The organism is Pedobacter sp. HDW13, assembly GCF_011303555.1.
Classification (GTDB): Bacteria; Bacteroidota; Bacteroidia; order Sphingobacteriales; family Sphingobacteriaceae; genus Pedobacter.
Genome location: NZ_CP049868.1, coordinates 4,711,618 through 4,729,194, shown reverse-complemented (window position 1 = coordinate 4,729,194; position 17,577 = coordinate 4,711,618). Strand labels below are relative to the sequence as shown.

The 17,577-nt window shown below is 41.2% G+C and carries 10 protein-coding genes; all 10 read right to left on the bottom strand.

From position 1 onward, the window contains the following. The gene (locus G7074_RS20000; RefSeq protein ID WP_166210874.1) at positions 1 to 1,560 is read right to left on the bottom strand and encodes a sodium/solute symporter; all 1,560 of its coding nucleotides are present in this window, start codon (positions 1,558 to 1,560) and stop codon (positions 1 to 3) included. An 11-nt stretch (positions 1,561 to 1,571) separates the two neighbouring features. Continuing rightward, positions 1,572 to 2,744, bottom strand: a complete 1,173-nt coding sequence (locus tag G7074_RS19995) for an enolase C-terminal domain-like protein (RefSeq protein ID WP_124559422.1) — start codon at positions 2,742 to 2,744, stop codon at positions 1,572 to 1,574. 10 nt (positions 2,745 to 2,754) lie between these two features. Further along, the gene (locus G7074_RS19990) at positions 2,755 to 3,633 is read right to left on the bottom strand and encodes an aldo/keto reductase (protein ID WP_158674020.1); all 879 of its coding nucleotides are present in this window, start codon (positions 3,631 to 3,633) and stop codon (positions 2,755 to 2,757) included. Positions 3,634 to 3,786: 153 nt separating this feature from the next. Then, a complete protein-coding gene (locus G7074_RS19985) occupies positions 3,787 to 6,135 on the bottom strand; it encodes a hypothetical protein (protein WP_166210871.1) in 2,349 nt (782 codons plus the stop codon). Between the two features lie 165 nt (positions 6,136 to 6,300). Next, positions 6,301 to 8,103: a RagB/SusD family nutrient uptake outer membrane protein gene (locus G7074_RS19980; protein ID WP_166210868.1), complete on the bottom strand. Its 1,803-nt coding sequence runs from the start codon at positions 8,101 to 8,103 to the stop codon at positions 6,301 to 6,303. 15 nt (positions 8,104 to 8,118) lie between these two features. Continuing rightward, the gene (locus G7074_RS19975) at positions 8,119 to 11,241 is read right to left on the bottom strand and encodes a SusC/RagA family TonB-linked outer membrane protein (protein ID WP_124559426.1); all 3,123 of its coding nucleotides are present in this window, start codon (positions 11,239 to 11,241) and stop codon (positions 8,119 to 8,121) included. Between the two features lie 442 nt (positions 11,242 to 11,683). Further along, the gene (locus G7074_RS19970) at positions 11,684 to 13,726 is read right to left on the bottom strand and encodes a hypothetical protein (RefSeq protein WP_166210865.1); all 2,043 of its coding nucleotides are present in this window, start codon (positions 13,724 to 13,726) and stop codon (positions 11,684 to 11,686) included. Continuing rightward, on the bottom strand, positions 13,690 to 14,412 hold the full coding sequence (locus G7074_RS19965) for a hypothetical protein (RefSeq protein ID WP_166210862.1): 723 nt from the start codon (positions 14,410 to 14,412) through the stop codon (positions 13,690 to 13,692). Before G7074_RS19965 ends, G7074_RS19970 begins: the two co-directional genes overlap by 37 nt. 3 nt (positions 14,413 to 14,415) lie before the next feature. Beyond that, positions 14,416 to 14,931 carry a hypothetical protein gene (locus G7074_RS19960; RefSeq protein WP_124559428.1) on the bottom strand — a complete coding sequence of 172 codons (516 nt, stop codon included), beginning with the start codon at positions 14,929 to 14,931 and terminating at the stop codon, positions 14,416 to 14,418. A 129-nt stretch (positions 14,932 to 15,060) separates the two neighbouring features. Beyond that, positions 15,061 to 17,331, bottom strand: coding sequence for a hypothetical protein (locus G7074_RS19955; RefSeq protein WP_166210859.1), 2,271 nt, complete (start codon positions 17,329 to 17,331; stop codon positions 15,061 to 15,063). Between the last annotated feature and the right edge of the window lie 246 nt (positions 17,332 to 17,577).

Genomic DNA, 17,577 nt, shown 5'->3' with positions numbered 1-17,577 from the left:
TTAATTAAAGATAATATAAATACCTGCCATTACAACCGCAAGTATAGCCCATAAGAGCCAAACCCTCGTTGATTTATATTTAAACTGTTTGTTGGTTTCGGCAATAGATAATAGCGGGTGCTCATGGGTGTTTTTGGTAAAAACCGAAACCAGTACCATGATAACCGATAAGGCTAAAAAGATATAGAAAGACAATAGTAAAAAATGCGGCCAATAACCTTTGTATGGATAATTGAGGATATGACAAAGCCCCAATACAACACAAAGGAAACCACCTCCGTACAATACAGTTTCGGCTGCTTTATTGTTGGCTTTTTTCCATAGAACGCCCATTAAGAAAACAACTGAAAGCGGTGGTGCCAGAATAGATACCAAACCCTGACTTAAATCAAAAAAGCCTTTACCCGAATAGGAATATAATGTGGCAATAAGCAAAGCCAAAACCGCTGCCAGAACCGTTACCACGCGACCAACCAACCGGTTTTGTTTTTCATTAAGCTTTTTATACTGGTTAACCACATCCAAAGTAAAAACAGTACTGAACGAATTTAAACCCGAAGAAATGGTATCAATTAAAGCCGCAATTAACGCTGCAATACATAAACCCATTAAACCCGGTGGCATGAGCTGCTTAACCAGGGTAATATAAGCGTTATCGGGTTTGGCGATATCTTTATATAAAACAAAACACATTATGCCGGGAAATATAAAGATGAAGGGCATAATGATTTTAAGCGCCGAAATAAAAACAGCACCGTACTGGCCTTCTTTGATATCTTTTGCAGCCAGAACTTTCTGAACAATAGTTTGATCAGTACACCAATAATAAATAGCCACAACAGGATAGCCCAAAATAATGGCCACCCACGAATATTCGGGATCTTTAGCAGGTTGAAATAAATGCCAGTATGAGGATGGGGCTCCACTTAACAGTTTTGATATTCCGCCAATTTTATTGAGTGCCAATACAGTAAGTACGATGGAAGACAGGATGATAATGATTGACTGAAAAACGCCAGTTCGCACCACTGCCTTAAGTCCGCCCAAAGTGGTAAAACTAGTGGCAATAATGGCTACCAATACCATTGCTTTAAATAGGGGCCAGTTAAATATCTGCGAAATTAACAAGCCGCCTGCATACAAACCACTTCCTAACCAAACCACCATAATGGATACGAGGCTGTAAATGGTTAGAAAGTTATAAGACCGTTTTCCATATCTCACCATCAGGAACTGTGGCATGGTGCTTACTTTGGTAGTGAGATAGTGGGGTACAAAAACCATAGCCAGGAGCAAAAGGAAAATCCAGGCTAGCCACTCGAAATTACTACCCACAACCCCTTTGGTAAAGCCGATACTGGCAAAGCCGATTAACATCATTGGGCCTGCATTGGCACTGAATAAAGAAAAGCCGATTTGCCACCAGGTAAGACTTCTTCCGCCTAAAAAAATATCGGCGGCATTCTTCTTTTTCTGCCCTAGATAAAAGGCCACAAAAAGGAGTATAATGAGGTATCCAAGCAGCACAACATAATCGATAAGGGCTAATGAAACATCCATATACCTGCGATTTAAAGTAGAACGATGGGACTGTAGGAATTTGATTTTTCTGCCGTCCAGGTTTTATCAAAATCTATTTTACCTTTGCGGTTCCAGTAATCCCAGTCAATTCTAACTGGCAATCCTTCAATGTTAGGCAAAACAAATCTTCCTTTTACTAACTGAGGGCACACTGAAAAATATGTTTCAAGCCCTTGCATTAACGTGTATAGGTATTCAACCCTGAAATGATCGGGGGCAGCAGCTAAAATAGCAGCAGTAAATAAAGAATAACTTCCTGATGAAAAATCGAGATTTGCTTCTATGGCTAAATCGCGTACCTCCATCCACTCTCCAATACTGCTCAGGTAATATGGAGTGGGTTGCAAATGTTGCACACCAGCATTCTTTAATGCAGGAAATACTTTTGCGCTCCGTTCCGATTCGCCAAAAGAAATAGGAATGGCCGATTTTTCGCATAACAAGGCAATATCTGTTATTGAAGCCGAATGTACAGGCTCTTCAAACCATTCGATATTTTCTGATTCTACCCCATTAATAAACTGCAAAGCCTGATCAACATTCCAGATCTGATTGGCATCTACTGCCAGTTTAATATCATCGCCAATTATTTTACGCACATGCTTAACCCGCGCAATATCCTCTTGCATGGCAGTCCCGAAATTCTTCCCTACTTTCATTTTGATGCAATCGGTACCGCAATGCAGGAAATATTCAATCTCTTTTTCGAGTTCCTTATACGAATAATTGGTACCCCCACCGCTGCAATACATCAATACATCGTCTCTATCGGCATTTAAATAACGGTGCAGTGGCTTTCTTTTCCGCCGCGCAGCCAAATCATGCAAGGCTAAATCGATCTCTCCAAGTATAGACGCAGCTGTGCCTCTAAAACCCTCGTTTCGAATAGACCAATAGAGCTTTTGGTACAGTTCTTTATATGTAATATTGCGACTGTGAAATAAGATTGGCAACATACACACCTCTAGCAGATGGGTATACGCACTAAAAACCGGTGCTTCGCCTATATTTCCGTCTTCATCTGTAAGCGTAATTACCGATAAACTAAATGTACCGAATGGCCCCATCGTTGCATCCTGAAACGGGGTAACAGCCTGTACAGGTGCTAACCGCCTAACTTGAACTGAGTGAATATGGAATATTTCATTATCGATAGCGTTCATCTTATTTCGTTTAAATTGTATCTGAATTCATTATTTCTTTAAAAACCTGCTCTGGTAAAGCTCCTCCCTGGATATCAAATAAGGTTTTTAACAATTGTTCGGAATTACCAGGGCCGATTACCATTTTAAAGTCTTCTGGTATGGAGAGGATAAACCGGTGTGCCATGCTAGGCAACGATAGTTTATATTTATCGGCAATCTTTTTTATCTGTTTGGCTTTTTCAATACTTTTTTTATCCATCCAAACGGGTAGAGTATCAACAAATTCCTGATACTTATTGCCTAACAACCCCATGTGCAATGGGCTGGCTGAATAGAACTGAATATTATTGGCCTTATAATAGGGTATACTGGTAATCAGTGCATCCTTACAACAGGCATCCAAACGATTAAATTCCATCACCACATCAAATATTGATGCAAAATCGTATTGCTTAAACCAATCGGGCAGATTACCCCCAATGCCTATTTTTTTGGCATAACCTGCTTGTTTAAATTTTTGCATTTGCTTAAAAACCAACTCTATATCTGTATCCTGTGCAATGGCATCCGGATCGTGCAAAAACAAAACATCAATGGCTTCTACTCCCAAGGTTGTTAAACTTTCCTGTACACTTCTCTCCATTCCCAACGGGGTATAATCATAAATCCCCTCATCGGTAGCATAACATTTTAAGCGCCCAACTTTAGTGTTGATTTGCGGCATTCTTCCTCTCCATTTTTTCAGGGCAGTTCCTACAATTTCTTCAGCATCGGCATATGCTGGTGCAGTATCAAGGGCTTCTATGCCATATTCAAGTGCCAATAGTATGGCACTAACCGATTCTTCTTTATCGATTGCCCCCCAGATACCACCTAAGGCAGCGGTACCTAAAACACACTTTGACAAATATTTTGATGATTGCATCTATCTAATTTACACTTTACCTCTATGAACAAAAATATTTTTTCTGGCAGCAAATAACTATTACAATTTTGACTATTACCAATGCTTTCTTGATTTTTAAATCCCTTCAACCATGCTTTTTGTATAGTCTCCATTTTAACTGGAACGCAAAGGACTTAACATTCCATTTTTTGCAATTTGTACTTTTATGGTTTCTCCGGCTTTTACGCTTGCTTTAGGCCATTTTATAAAATTGCTATAACCCAGTGGCTTTATTGCGGCAGCGCTGGTTTCGGCAAAAAGGGTAACCTCGGCATCGTGGATAGTTTCATTTTTAAGTTCAAGCACTGTTCCGTTTGCATCTTGCTTTATTATCTGGGCTGAAACATGATCGAAAACGTAGAGCTTCTTTTTATCGGTTTGCAGATAAATACCGGGTAATTCCAAAGCCATAAGCATACCGTTGGTTTCAGTCCAGGAATTGCGGGTATTAATAAAATTGCCAATACTCCCCTTTCCTTCAGCATCGCTTGGCTGTATGCGTTCCATACTCGAACCAGGCAAGTTATTGGTGGTGATGTGGTAAGGTGGTACATTAACTGCCTCTGCGTAGGCGTGCTGCATATCTCTTATTAAATCGGCATACAGTTTGTTTCCTGTTGCCCTGAAAAGTTTAAACAGATAATCGGCTGATGAGGTGCAAACGCCTGGTGCGGCATGCTTGTTCTGGATACTGGCCCAAACCGCCCCAGCCATGTTGCACTTTAATTGCCCGATCTGGCTTTTAACCGGAAAAACCTGATCGTAAGAAATTGCCCATGTAGCGCAAAGTGCAGCCTGAACTTCTGCCTTGTTTAACCAGCTTTTATCGCCCGTGTAATAGTAGAGTGCCATTAACGATTCCATAAAGCCAAAAGCGGTTTCACTGTCTGCATCCATCGAAATATCGCCACAGGCACCACCGGTAAGGCCCTGGCTTACCACATCGCGATTATAATAAAAACTGGCCGAAGCCTTAGCCACCGCCAACCACTCTGGTTGTTTAAAATAAGCCGAAGCCACAGCCAGCCCGGCCGGAACAATGGCACCCGCAGTTGAGTTGTATATGGCTATTTTTCCTGTTGCTGGGGCAATAAACTGTCCAAATTCGCCATCTTTTTTCCAGGTATTGGTAAATGCTGCTGCAAGTTTACGGGCTCCATCTTCCCACTCAGGTTTAATCATATTGCCATACCCCTGTGCTTTAAACAACATTAAATGTTTCATTAACCACAGCAGTACATCGCCATTTTTACGTACCATGGCTTGTATTTCAGGGTAGGCGGCATTCATTTCTTCGGGACGAATCTCCCCTTTTGCGGTTATCCCTCCATAAAAATACCCGCTTTTGCCTTGCAATTTGTTCATCACAAAATCGAGTTCAGCTGCAACACGGTTACGTTCCTTTTCGTTATTCATGGCCAGCATGGGGTAGGTATTGATCATACCACTCACCCATCCCAATTGAAAATCGTTTCCGTTCTCTGGTGTATAATAACTTCCTGCCGGTACGGTAATAAAATTATTGCCGCAAATGGTTCTGGCTAACTCAAGTCCCTTGCTCATGGGTAGTTGATTGCGAGAGTGGTTAGTACCTGTAAATGCCTTGCGCACCTTCATAAACTTAGTAAGCAAATCGGGAATGCCATTGGCGGCAAAAACATAAACCCTGAAACTAAGGGCAAGTGCATCACCACTTTTCCAATCAGGTGCTTTATCACCACTGGCATGGTAATCGCCAAAACCCGCTGCCAGTTTACGCATTGCAGGAGCCGTAATGCTAAAGTTACAGCTATCCTGAGCTGTATTTTCGGCAATGCTTAACCCATTGTTACCGAAAGTCGATTGCTGGCTGGTAAGGACAATAAATCCTTTTTTTACCTTGGGCGAATAAAAACACATGGCCGGCGTTGCCGTGCTTGTGCTTTGCAATTCAATGCGCGATGCCTTACCAGTTTCGATAGCCAATCTGGGATTATTGGAAATGGTTAAAGGCACATTGGGATTGTAATACATTTCTGCAGGGTAAGGTGGATTGTACCCATTGCCGATAGCATGGTAACGATTGCCGTTATAAATACTGGCCGGCACCAATACATAGTTGTCGCGGCTCCAATTGCTAAAATCAAATGAGGCTGATACTGCCGTTGACGCTGCCACTCCTTTTTCTAAAATAAAACTTGTAGTTACATCAATGGCTTCGGGTTCACCAGCTACTTTTGCGGTTTGTACTTTCAATTGCCAGTTTGCACCATTACGTTGAAGTTGTTTTTGCTTAAACTGTTCTTCGTTAACCAGGTTGGTACCCGAATATTGCTGAATGCTTAAGCGCATACGGCCACTAACAGTTTTAAGCAGCTGCTGTGCTTCCGCTTCATCGCTTAGCTGCGCATATGCCGGCAATTGTGCAAATGCCAAGATCAATAATAAACAACTGATCTGTTTATTTTTTTTTATACTTCTCATCACTTTTTCACTTTTCAAACTTATTGCCGGCTGTTAATTTCCGACATTTTTCTATTGTTTTTGTAAGGGCTAATTGTTTTGCATTTATACTCAAAAAGAGGGGGCTCGCCCCCTCTTTTTTAAAACAAACTAATCATAACTAATTATTTCTAACTAATTGAGTCCTTATTGTAGCGGATCGAAGGTTCCGCCCCATTCTTTATTTTGTAATATCACGTTTTTAGATTGAGAAATCTGCGCTGGTGGTATAGCATAAAACCAGTGGTTTAAATCCAGATTGAATTTAAAATTCGGATCGCCATCGAGGTTATCGATATAAACGCCCCTTAGTTTAGCCCGTGTTGTAGCATTCATGATGGTCTCTGAAGGGCTAATTACAACTCCATCTTTTAAAGTGGCATATAAACCATGTTTAAACGTTTGGGCATTAAGCAAATCGTAGCGTTTCCAGCGTCTTAAATCTCCAAAACGCTTATTCTCAAAAGCAAATTCTACCTGGCGTTCGTTCATATAGGCATCGCGGATATCGCTTGTTGCCGAAGCAGTAATGCCATAGTTACTTCCGGCTCCTGCAGTAATGCCTGCACGACGGCGGATATCTTTTAACACTTGTAAAGCCTCACCACTTTTGCCCAGCTCATTGGCACACTCACCATAGTTCATCAATACCTCAGCATATCTGATTACCGGCCAATCGGTTTGACCTTGGGCATATAATGCTGCAACTAAAGTGGTATCTAAACCTTTTCTTTCCCAGAAACCAGTTTGTCCGCCACCTGTCATGCCAGTATGTACAACGTTCATGGCGCTTGAGTACTTATCTGTTGCGGCATCGTATTTCCAAACTTCCCAGAAACTGTTTCCCTTTACATAAACTGGCGAAACTTCATCAGGAGTTGGATATGGTGTTCCACCGAAAAAGATTGTAGCGTAAAACCTGGAATCGCGGTTGGTATAAAAATCGGTCATAAACTGCGTGTTATAGGCCGGATCTGACATTTGATTTTTATCGAACTGCATTGGGCTGCCATCTCTTTTAGGATAAGCCAGTAAAAGGTTAAGAGTTGGCTGGTTTACTCCTGTTGCATCTTTAGTTAATGGTGTAGGCCTAATCGAATTAAAAGCTATACCTGCACCCGGAAAAGTATATTGGCGAACCATTATCACTTCCTGATTTCTTTCGGTGTACCAAATATTTTTATAATTCGGAAATAAATCATGTCCCTGGGTAAGAGCATAATCTTTAGCCGCTTTATTGGCATCGTAAGCAGCCTGCCAACGGCTCGCATCATTGGTTGGGTTAAATAAAGGGCTGGCATAAGTCATTAATACTTTCCCTTTTACAGCCATTGCAGCTACTTTAGTAATGCGTCCGTAATCTGCATTGCTGGCATACTTGCCTGGTAAAACGGCGATTGCATCATCAAGGTCTTTAATAATTTGAGTTATGCATTCTGAAGTTTTATTACGTGTTTTGAACAAAGCATTAACATCGTCGGCATTTTGTGTATGTAAAATTAAAGGCACACCACCCAGGTTGTTTACCATGTTCCAATAGCTCCAGGCACGCCAGAATTTGGCTTCTGCTGTATACTGCGCTTTAATATCTGCAGATAAGACAGCAACTGCATCTAGCTGATCTAAGAAAAAGTTTGCCTTATCGATCACCGAATAATTAAGTGCACTGGTAGTCTGATCGACCGCAATTATACCGCGCTGATAATTACCCAATGTTTTGGCGCCATTATAACCTTCGTCGGTACTGTTTCCATCAAACGACCAGCCAGGCATAGAAGCACCGTAAATATCGTTTAAGAATGCTTTGATCATGGTTGGGTCTGACCATACATTTTCGGGATTAATGGCCCCATTATTTTTATAATCTAATCCCTTTTTACAGGATGTTACGACTAGCAATACTGCCAGGCTACACACGAAATATCGTATATTTTTGAGATATAATTTCATACTATTTATCCATTACTAAAGTGAAACATTTACACCAAAATTGAAGGTCTTCATAATCGGAACCGAGAATCCGTCGCCAATTTCAGGATCGAAATAGTCTTTATTAAATTTGCTTATTACGAACAGATTGCTACCACTGAAATAGAATTTCATACCAGATACTCCTACTTTATTTATATAGCGGGCCGGGATACTATACCCCACATTCAATAGCTTCATTCGTAAAAAGTTGGCATTTTTTAACCAGAAAGTACTATTATTGGTCACAACAGATTGTGTTCCGTCGTTTGCACTAAGCCTGTTAGGGAATGTTGCGTTTGGATTTTGAGGTGTCCACGAATCGTTGTACCATGGTTTCCACATACGGTTCCATTCAACACCGCCAGCCAAACTGTTTACGAAACGCGATTGATGCAAATTGCCGTTAAAAGTAGCATCTACGCTAAACCCTTTCCATTCAAATCCTAGATTAAGCCCTAAAACAATGGGATTGTTATTATTTTTAACCTGAACCTGATCCCAATCGTCAACAATTCCATCAGGTGTACCATTTGGTCCACTTAAATCGGCATAGGTAAGTTGTCCCAGAGCTGGTGCAACACTTTTAAACTTGTAATTTGGATTAGCTGTCTTAAATGCATCCAGGTCAGCCTGTGTACGGATCATTCCGGTAGCCTGATAGGTTACAATACGACTCATAGACTTATCCGGGTTAGCTTGCCATGGATAAGTTACGTTCTGATCCTGGATAACATATTTGGCAGCACCATAAGAAGCGTTTAAATTGGCATAGTAATTAAATTTACCGGTATTATTTTTATAGCCAAGATTGATTTCTACTCCTTGCGCATTAATCTGTCCGTAATTAGAAGCCGGTAACGTGCGGCTAAATGTTGGAGGAACAGAAGCAATTCGTGACCCTAAAATATCATAGGTTTTGATGTAATAATATTCGGCACTACCACTAAAATGTTTTAAAAACTCTACATCTACCCCTACGTTATAATTTAATGTTTTCTCCCAGGTAAGATTTGGATTGGTTAAAGCTCCATAAGTTATTCCTACGTTACTTACCGGTGTTGTACCTAAAAATATAGCGTTACCGTTTTGGTAAGATTGCTGCCACTGCCAGCCACCAATGGCATCGTTACCGGTTAAACCAGCTGAGGCACGGATTTTTAACATATTAATACCTTTTGCCTGGCTCATGAACTTCTCTTTAGAAACAACCCAGCCAATTGATCCGGCCGGAAAAAAGCCCCAGCGTTTGTCGGCAGGAAACCGCATAGACCCATCGTAACGGCTAGAGAAACTGGCCAGGTATTTACCATCGTAATCATAAAATGCCTGTCCTACATACGAAATCCTCCCATCAGAAAGTTCTGTATCTCCACCTCCGTAATCGTCGGCTCTTTGGTTACTGGCAGCCCACCACTGGTCGGTAAGATAAACCGGGAATGTCTCACGTCCGGCAAATATCCCTCCACTATTCGATTCGGCTTTTTCGTAAACCAGCCATCCTTTTAAATTGTGCTTTTTAAATGAATGATCGTAATTTAACTGGAAGTTTAATTGATAATCGTTGCCCCAGTTATAATTTTCCTGAATAAAACTCTTTCCAATCTGCGATGATTTTTTTAGCGTTACCAAATCGTTATCGTCGGTACTAATGATATGAAAACCTGTTTTTTTCATTACCCACATATCATACTGCTTTTCAAAGGTTTTATTACGGTTATTGGTGTACGATTTGTTAAACTGTGCCGAAGCGCTTAGCCCTTCAACTGCTGCAATTTTGTAGGTGGCCTTTAAATTTAAAACCGGTTTAATATTATTGCCTTTGATATAACCACCATCGCCCCTTACTTCGGCCCCTACGTTTCCAATCCAACCATAATCAATAGGATTGCCGCCGTTGGTCCATACCGGCTGATCTGGTTGCCAAAGTAACAGCTTTCTGTAAATTCCTGATACATCACCTACCGATGTGTTGGTTGGAGAATACATTAAGTTATTATTAATGGTAATACCAGTAAACAAATTCAGGTTTTTAGTAATATCAGCGGTAATATTGGCGCGTAGGTTGTACTTATCAAAGGTTAGGTTTTTCATAAATCCACCTTGCTTAGTGTATGAACCACCAATGAAATAACTAATCTTATCGCTACCGCCCGATGCATTTAAATTATGTGTACGGGTATAAGGATTTTCCCAAACTGCATCCAATTGATTATAACCCCAGCCATCATTGATGTTTTTAAAATATGCGAGGTCGCTATCGGTCCATTTCCAACCTGCGGGGTCGCTTGTGGGGTTAATGCGGTTGTACAATTCGCCCGTTTCAACTGCGCTTGTTAACGGGGCATTTTTGCCACGCCTGTCAAAACCTGTACTGAACGAATAATCAATTTTTGCAGCTGAATTTTTTCTTCCGGTACGGGTAGTTACCAAAATTACCCCTCCAGCAGCCCGGCTACCATAAACTGCTTTCGAGGCAGCATCTTTTAATACGGTTACGTTATCAATATCATTGGGACTCAAATTATTAAAATCGCCTGAACCACTGATTTTACCGTCAATTACATAAAGTACGTTCTGCGCATTAAAAGAGGTTCCTACACGTACAGATATACTGGGCTGTGTACCCGGAATACCATTCGGAGTACCTACAGTTACGCCAGCCATTTGGCCAGCAAGGAGATTACCCAAAGATGTGGTTGGTGTATTGCGGCGTGTATCGTCCATTTTTAGTGTAACTACTGAACCAGACAATAACTCTTTCTTTTGGGTACCATATCCCAGTACCACTACATCGTCCAGATCGTTCTGAGCATTATCGAGCTGAATGTTTAAACTCGCTCCGGTAGTGCTAACAGTTTTAGCAGTATAGCCAACCAGCGAAAAAACGAGCTTGCTGCCCCTGGGTACATTAATGGTAAAATAGCCCTCTTCATTGGTGGTCGTTCCACCGGTACCTTTTTCGGGTTTAACGGTAACACCAGGCAATGGTATGCCATCTTTTGAGTCTTGCACTTTTCCTTTCACAGCGATTATTTCCTGTGCCTGTGTGCTAACCGAGACCAGCATTAAACAGCTGATACTTAAGGTTACTAATAATAATTTTAGTTGTGTATACATAAATTCATTTGGTTTGGTTTAAAGATTTAGGTTAGTTTTTGTTCATAAAGGTTTGTTAGAAAATTTGGTTAGGTAATATTTATTTGACTTAGTAAAATTGATGATATCTATAGCGCTAAACCACTATTGATTTGATAATTACTGATGCTTTTTTTGCTGTTAAACTGCCGCTGTAGCATTCAGCATACAGACCAACACCAACTACATTACACACTCAATTACAACTAGTTAAACACATAAAATAATTAACAAGAAATGATTGGATTCTAATTTCACCCAATAGATATTGACAGGTGATTTTCTTTGAGTTAATCTCCAAAGTCAGCCGGTAACCGCTAACTCCGTATGAAACTTTATCGTGATTAGCGCACACAAAAAAGCCACAGATTACAGACTTTATTTATCTGTGCACCTGTGGCAAAAGTAAAAGGGATATAAAACTTTATTGTAAGATAAAACTGGCCGGGCCGAATGCTTTAACATTGTAGTTAAAGGTCCCATTGGCTATACGGATAGGCTTACCTGTCGCCTCACCGCGTAGGTTTACGGGGAGCGCTTTTAAAAATTGTTTATGAGGTAAGGTAATGGTTAAAACACCTGAACTTCCGGCTTGCTCCCAAAGGCGCAAAACAGTTCCTTTGCCATCAGGATTTTCGCCAAAGGCAGTAATTAAAACACCTGCCCTCGAAATCGCTATACCACTTTTATTTAATGGTAATTTACCTGGAGTTCCATCCGCCAGCCCTGTTAATAAAGGTAAGCGGGTTTCCCAACCGTTTTTAACCAGGTTACGGGTAGTTTCCGAGCCTTTGTTAATGGGCCAAACGCGCACACTTTCCGTCCAGCTGCCAGCCTGCCACAAAGCAAAATTGGTATTCCACATGTTGTTGTATAAATTCACAAATACTGCAGGCTGCGTAGGTACGTAATCCAGGTCATATTTCCATAAGCCAGGCATGCCCAAACTTACCAGGGGCGCATCAACCGAAGATAATGCAACACCCGACTGATCGCTTTCCGTAAGGGCTACACCGGTATTTACCGCCATTAAATACCTGTTGGTACCTTTAATAATACCTTTGGCAGGATTAACAGGTCCGCCCAAACGCCCAATGGTAAAATTAGGTTGCTTAACTTTAAACGGAAAACATAGCCAGCCGCCTTCGGCCTGCTTTTCGGGAGTTTTTGCATCCACGCTCCAGGCTACATCTACATAGGCGGCCTGGCGCGGAAAAGTAAATTTAAGGGTGTAGCCTTTTGCATAACCATCGGTAGTTACAGCTGTTAAAGTGGCAATATCGGCTACAGCACCATGCGCAACCTGAATGTTCCAGGCATGTGGTGTAAAAGCCAGATAAGGTACCTGAGTAGCATCTGGCACACCAGGTTTACCCAAATCGTTTAAGCCCCAGCCATCCTTTACGCGGCTATAGGCATTAAACCACTGGTTAACTTCACTGGCACTAAAGCGCTCGTGTAAAAACTGCCCTAAGGCATATTTCGATGTTTGATCGACCAGTTCGCGGCCGGTTGATTGCTCAATTAAAGAACTGATTCCACCCTTGGTTAAATCGAATACCACTTTAAAATAAGGTGTATTAAATGTAGTCTGCTCATCATTACCCTCTACACGTGCTTTCAGCTCATCAAATGTATAAGTACTGTAACCAGATGCGGCTACATCTTTTGCATAAAAGTATTTACCCTTTTCCCATGGGTTTTCTATCATTCCCGATCGTTTCCAGGGGAGCGGATTATATACCACTACCCTTTTGCCATTTTTATTTACAGATTGAGCCAGCAGATTGAGTTCTATATTTAACTCGTTACCAACCAAATCATTTGTATTGCGAATATACTGACGTTTATCATCGTAAGAACGCAGCCATTTCCGTTTACTTCCTATGGCGGTGTTGTGCGCATTGCTGTTTTTTAAGGCCGCGTAATTTCCATTTTCTGGAAGTGGCTCAGCTTCTGCTTCCGCCATCCATTTTTTCCAGGCATCGCCATAACTATAGCGGGGCCCGTACTCGGCATTCATTCCCCAGGTATGCTCAGCATATAACAAACTTTGCTCATAAGCTTTTTGGAGTTTGGCTGAAACAGAACCAACCGGAATACCCCAGCTTTTCAATTGTGTATTCAGGCCATCAAGTGCCGATTCGAGCGGACGAATATTGCGCGCCATTTTGGTCTCTACCGGATTAGATTGTAAACCGTGAATCCAGGTGTCGGGGCAATCACCTTTAACGGTAGGCAACTGCGGTTTTTCTGCTAAAACAGCTTTGGCAAAATCATCCAGCGTACCAAAGTGTATTTTAACCCCGGGCAATTCTTTTGCGGCGTAGGCCAGCAGTTTATCAATTTCCTCTGCCGAAGGCGGTCCATGGTTATCGCCTGTCATTTGCATGGCCAGGTAGTTTTTACAAGGCCAGTTTGGAGTAGGTTTTATACTTGAACCGTAATCGGCGGTATAGTTGCACAATACTTTAGAGCCATCGGCCCCTTCCCACCAAAATAGCTCGGGAAACGCGGATACTGACTTGCAGGGTTACACCCTAATTGTAAGAATTGAATACCTGCCTGTTTCAGTAAAGTAGGCATAATCCATGAGTGACTGGGTACATCGGTCATTTTAGCGCTGATGGGCAATGGCAAACCATATTTCCGGGCAACGGCTGAAGAAAAGCCCAGTCCCCGCACCAGGTCTTCGTAATCTAGCGATTCGGTATGGGTGGTAAAAGGCAATCCGTGCACCACCAAAGTACCCGATTTAATGGCTTTTTCGATCCTCGCTTTTCTTTCCGGTGTTTGTAATGGGCCTAATATCTGAGCCTGTAAAGGCCAGCCAGAAACCGTCCAGGCAAAACGTTTTTCTTTGGGTGCATTTTCACTTTTTTCGATTACGCTTAAGGCATTGTCCATCATTTCTTCGCGATAGCGCTTAAACACGTTTTCGGGCAAATCGGTAAAACCTAAATCGAAGTGGGTTTTAAATACTACCCATATATCGGTTACTTTTAAGCTGTTTTTTTGCTGTACCTTACTTTGAGTCGCTGTCGCATTTTGGGCCGAAGCATGTATAAACCCAAATAAAAGCAAGGCTGCTAAAATGCATCTTGCAAATAGTTGTTTTGCTGAATCCTTAATATTTAACTTTCTAAGTTTCATATTTTACCACAATTTTATTTTCTGTTTGCTACTTGCTGTTATTTCAAATGGCCCGGGAAATGGATTTGTAATATCGCGTTTCTTTCCAAAATAATCGGTATCGATTTTTAAAGCAGAACCATCAGTATTTTCGAATGGCAGGTTAGGCACAATAGCCATACGCAACGAGCTTGTACTTACCAGTTTCCTGGGCTGAACAGTCTTCCAATTTCTATCCAGGTTAATTTCCAGGTAAAAATTATCGTTCTGAGTAGTTAAAATGGCAGCTGCATCAAATTCATCTTTAACAAGTGCTGTTTTTTCAGTAGCGGCCTGCTCTTTATATTTTTTTAACTGGTCTTGTGCGTCTTTTCCCATTTCGCCAAAACGCATTGGCTTATTGAGATTAACAGCCCTTATCGTTCCTTTGGTATAAACATTACCTTCAAAAGTTGCCGGCAGCAGCGACTTAGCGTATTGGCTGGCATTGCCCGAATTAACGAAAATGCAACATTTATAAAGGAATGGTGCCAATCTCATCGGAACCAGCTAAAATAATGCCTCACTAAACTGCTTTTGCAGAGCGTATCCAGTCAGATCTGAACACACTCCACGCAGCAAAATATACTATTTGGTTAAAAATTCGTTTTGTTATGCCAGCAGTAGTGTTTAATAACCACCTTTAACATCCCTGCTTAAAACAATGGCTTTGCCTTTTTCGCCATTTTGCATCGGGTACAGGTTCCAATGATTTTGATCTACTGCTTCCAGGTGCCAGTCTTTTAATGGATCGGCTAATGTTGTTTTAATGTGATTCGGAAATGCATTGGCAGCCTTTGCATTTTCCCAGGTACGAATGGCCGCAAAAATTTCGTCTTTCTGCGGACAGCCTTCAATTGATGCTTTGGATATGTGAAGCTGATAAGTTGCCCCTGCACCTACAGAAACAGCTTGAATATGCTCGTAATCGACCACTTTCGACGTAGGTGTAAGCTGAAAATTCATTCCAAAGGTTGCCGGAAAATAATTGGCATAAGCTACATCTCGCAAATCTTTTCCTTCGGAGGTTGAACTTCCCCATTTACGTTGTTTAACATCGTACATGTTGGTGCCACCACCCACATTCCAAACAGATTGATAATGCCACGAACCTTCAGAAAGTGTGGCGCCCATAATTCGAAGATCGGGTAGTTTATGTTGAGCTGCCCGATCAAATAACTGACGATGAAAGCGTTTTACGGCATAATAACCGTGCCCCTGATTAAAAAGGAATTCCTGCCCGTCCCAATCGTGGTAATAAATCCCATTAATCTTACTCATATCGGCATAATACATGGCTACCGAATCCTGAAGTTTCATATTGGGAATAATGCCATCGTAACCCGAACCAATTGAAACCTGTAGTTTATAAATGGTATCTCCCTTGGTATGATTGCCCGGAATGGTTTTCCAGTAGCCCCTTTTCACTTTGTGCAACCTGTATGGTGCCGTTTTCGATACGCCCTGGTAGTAAATAATTTCATTATCAATCTTAATCATATTCAAATGCTCAGTATGGCCTTCCCAGCTGGCAATTTCATCTAAATAAGTGGGGTCTGTAACTTCAATAGTGGTATCTGTAGGGTTGATATCTTTTGCCAGTATTCTTTTTACCTGATAGGCCAGGTCTTTGCTTGGTATAGGGCTTACATCTTTGGTACCCTGTCTTAATGCTGTAGTAATGGTATGAAATCCGGCCCATATGCCCAGCGGGTTAGAAATATCTGTAAAATCTTTATATGATTTGTTACCCTCGGTGTATTTCAGTGGCTTTTTCTCAAAAGAAAATCCGTTAATATATCCTTTATTGCCCCTATCAATACCAAACATAGGCTCATGCTCCCATTGCACAGCTTTAAAACCAAGCTTTTGGGTATAGGCAATAACGCTGTCGCAATTGCTACCTGCAGTGGCTACATCGTTTAAATATGCGGCAGGATCTTTAATCCACTTACCATTTACCGTTGGGTACGGCAAGCCTTCGGCCTTAACAATGTTTTTAATTACAGTCATTAAAGCAATGCTATCCGGACTTCCCCAAAGCGCTATTTTTGAACCAATGTAATCAACATCTGCCAATGGTTCTACTTCAATATGGTTAGGTTTGTTGGTTGGTAAAAAAGGAATAAGAGAGAATAAAATGGTTTTGCCTTTGCGCCTGTCTGATGCGTGATAAACTATAGAAACCATGCCTTTTTCATCAATATCGGCCGAATTTCCATATAAAATCCTGTAATAAGGTTCCGGGTGTGAGTAAAAAGCAACATCGTTTTTACCGTCGCCACCAATGGCAAACAACTGTCCTTCTTTTAAATCTGAAGGTAAAGGGAAGCGTTTTTTATCGGGACTGTGAATCATGTATTGAAAAGGTGCACAATCGCCAATATTGGTCGATTTGCCCCCTGTTGTGGCATCATTGAGCGCTAAGGCACCAATGGCATAATTTACAGCAAAACTGGTATCTCTGGCTACACCAATAACATCGCCAAACAGGTTATCGATGGTGGTGTGATAAGGCCCCCACTGGATATCGTCGATCTCACTACGGTTGGTAAGCGATAACAGGCTTAACCTGAAGTACATTTTCTGAGGTTCAAATTTAACGGTAGCTACAGAACCATTAGGATAAAATAATGCGAGAGTTGTTTTGGCTTTGGTGTAAATTGCTTTTGTTGGCAAGTAATACTTTTTACGGCTACTGCTGTATAAACTCAACAAGGGAGAAGGTTTATCGGCAGGACTAAATTCGCTGGTCGGCTTTTTGGTGGTATTTTTAAAGCTGGTAATGTAGCCTTTCTGGTCAATCCTGATTTTAAGATAGTCGGTAGAAAATTCTGTTTGGGCATAAAGTTTATTTCCCCACAAGCCTGCGATGGCCAGCAGTAGAAAAATGGGCTTCATTAGTTTTTGACAATGCTGTAATGACATTAGTTTGGTTAATTAAGGTTTCATTTGTGTGTTTATCGCAATCTTGCTTTAGATTATTAAACAAAATAGCGAATAAATAAAGTTCTTAATTCAACTAAAATTAAACCACCATTATTTTAATTAAAACTGATGTTTTTTTTGCTATTGGTTTTTCAGCTTTACCTGATTATAAAAAAGAGGCTGTCTCAAAAACTAGAAGATTATCCTGTGCGGAAGCTC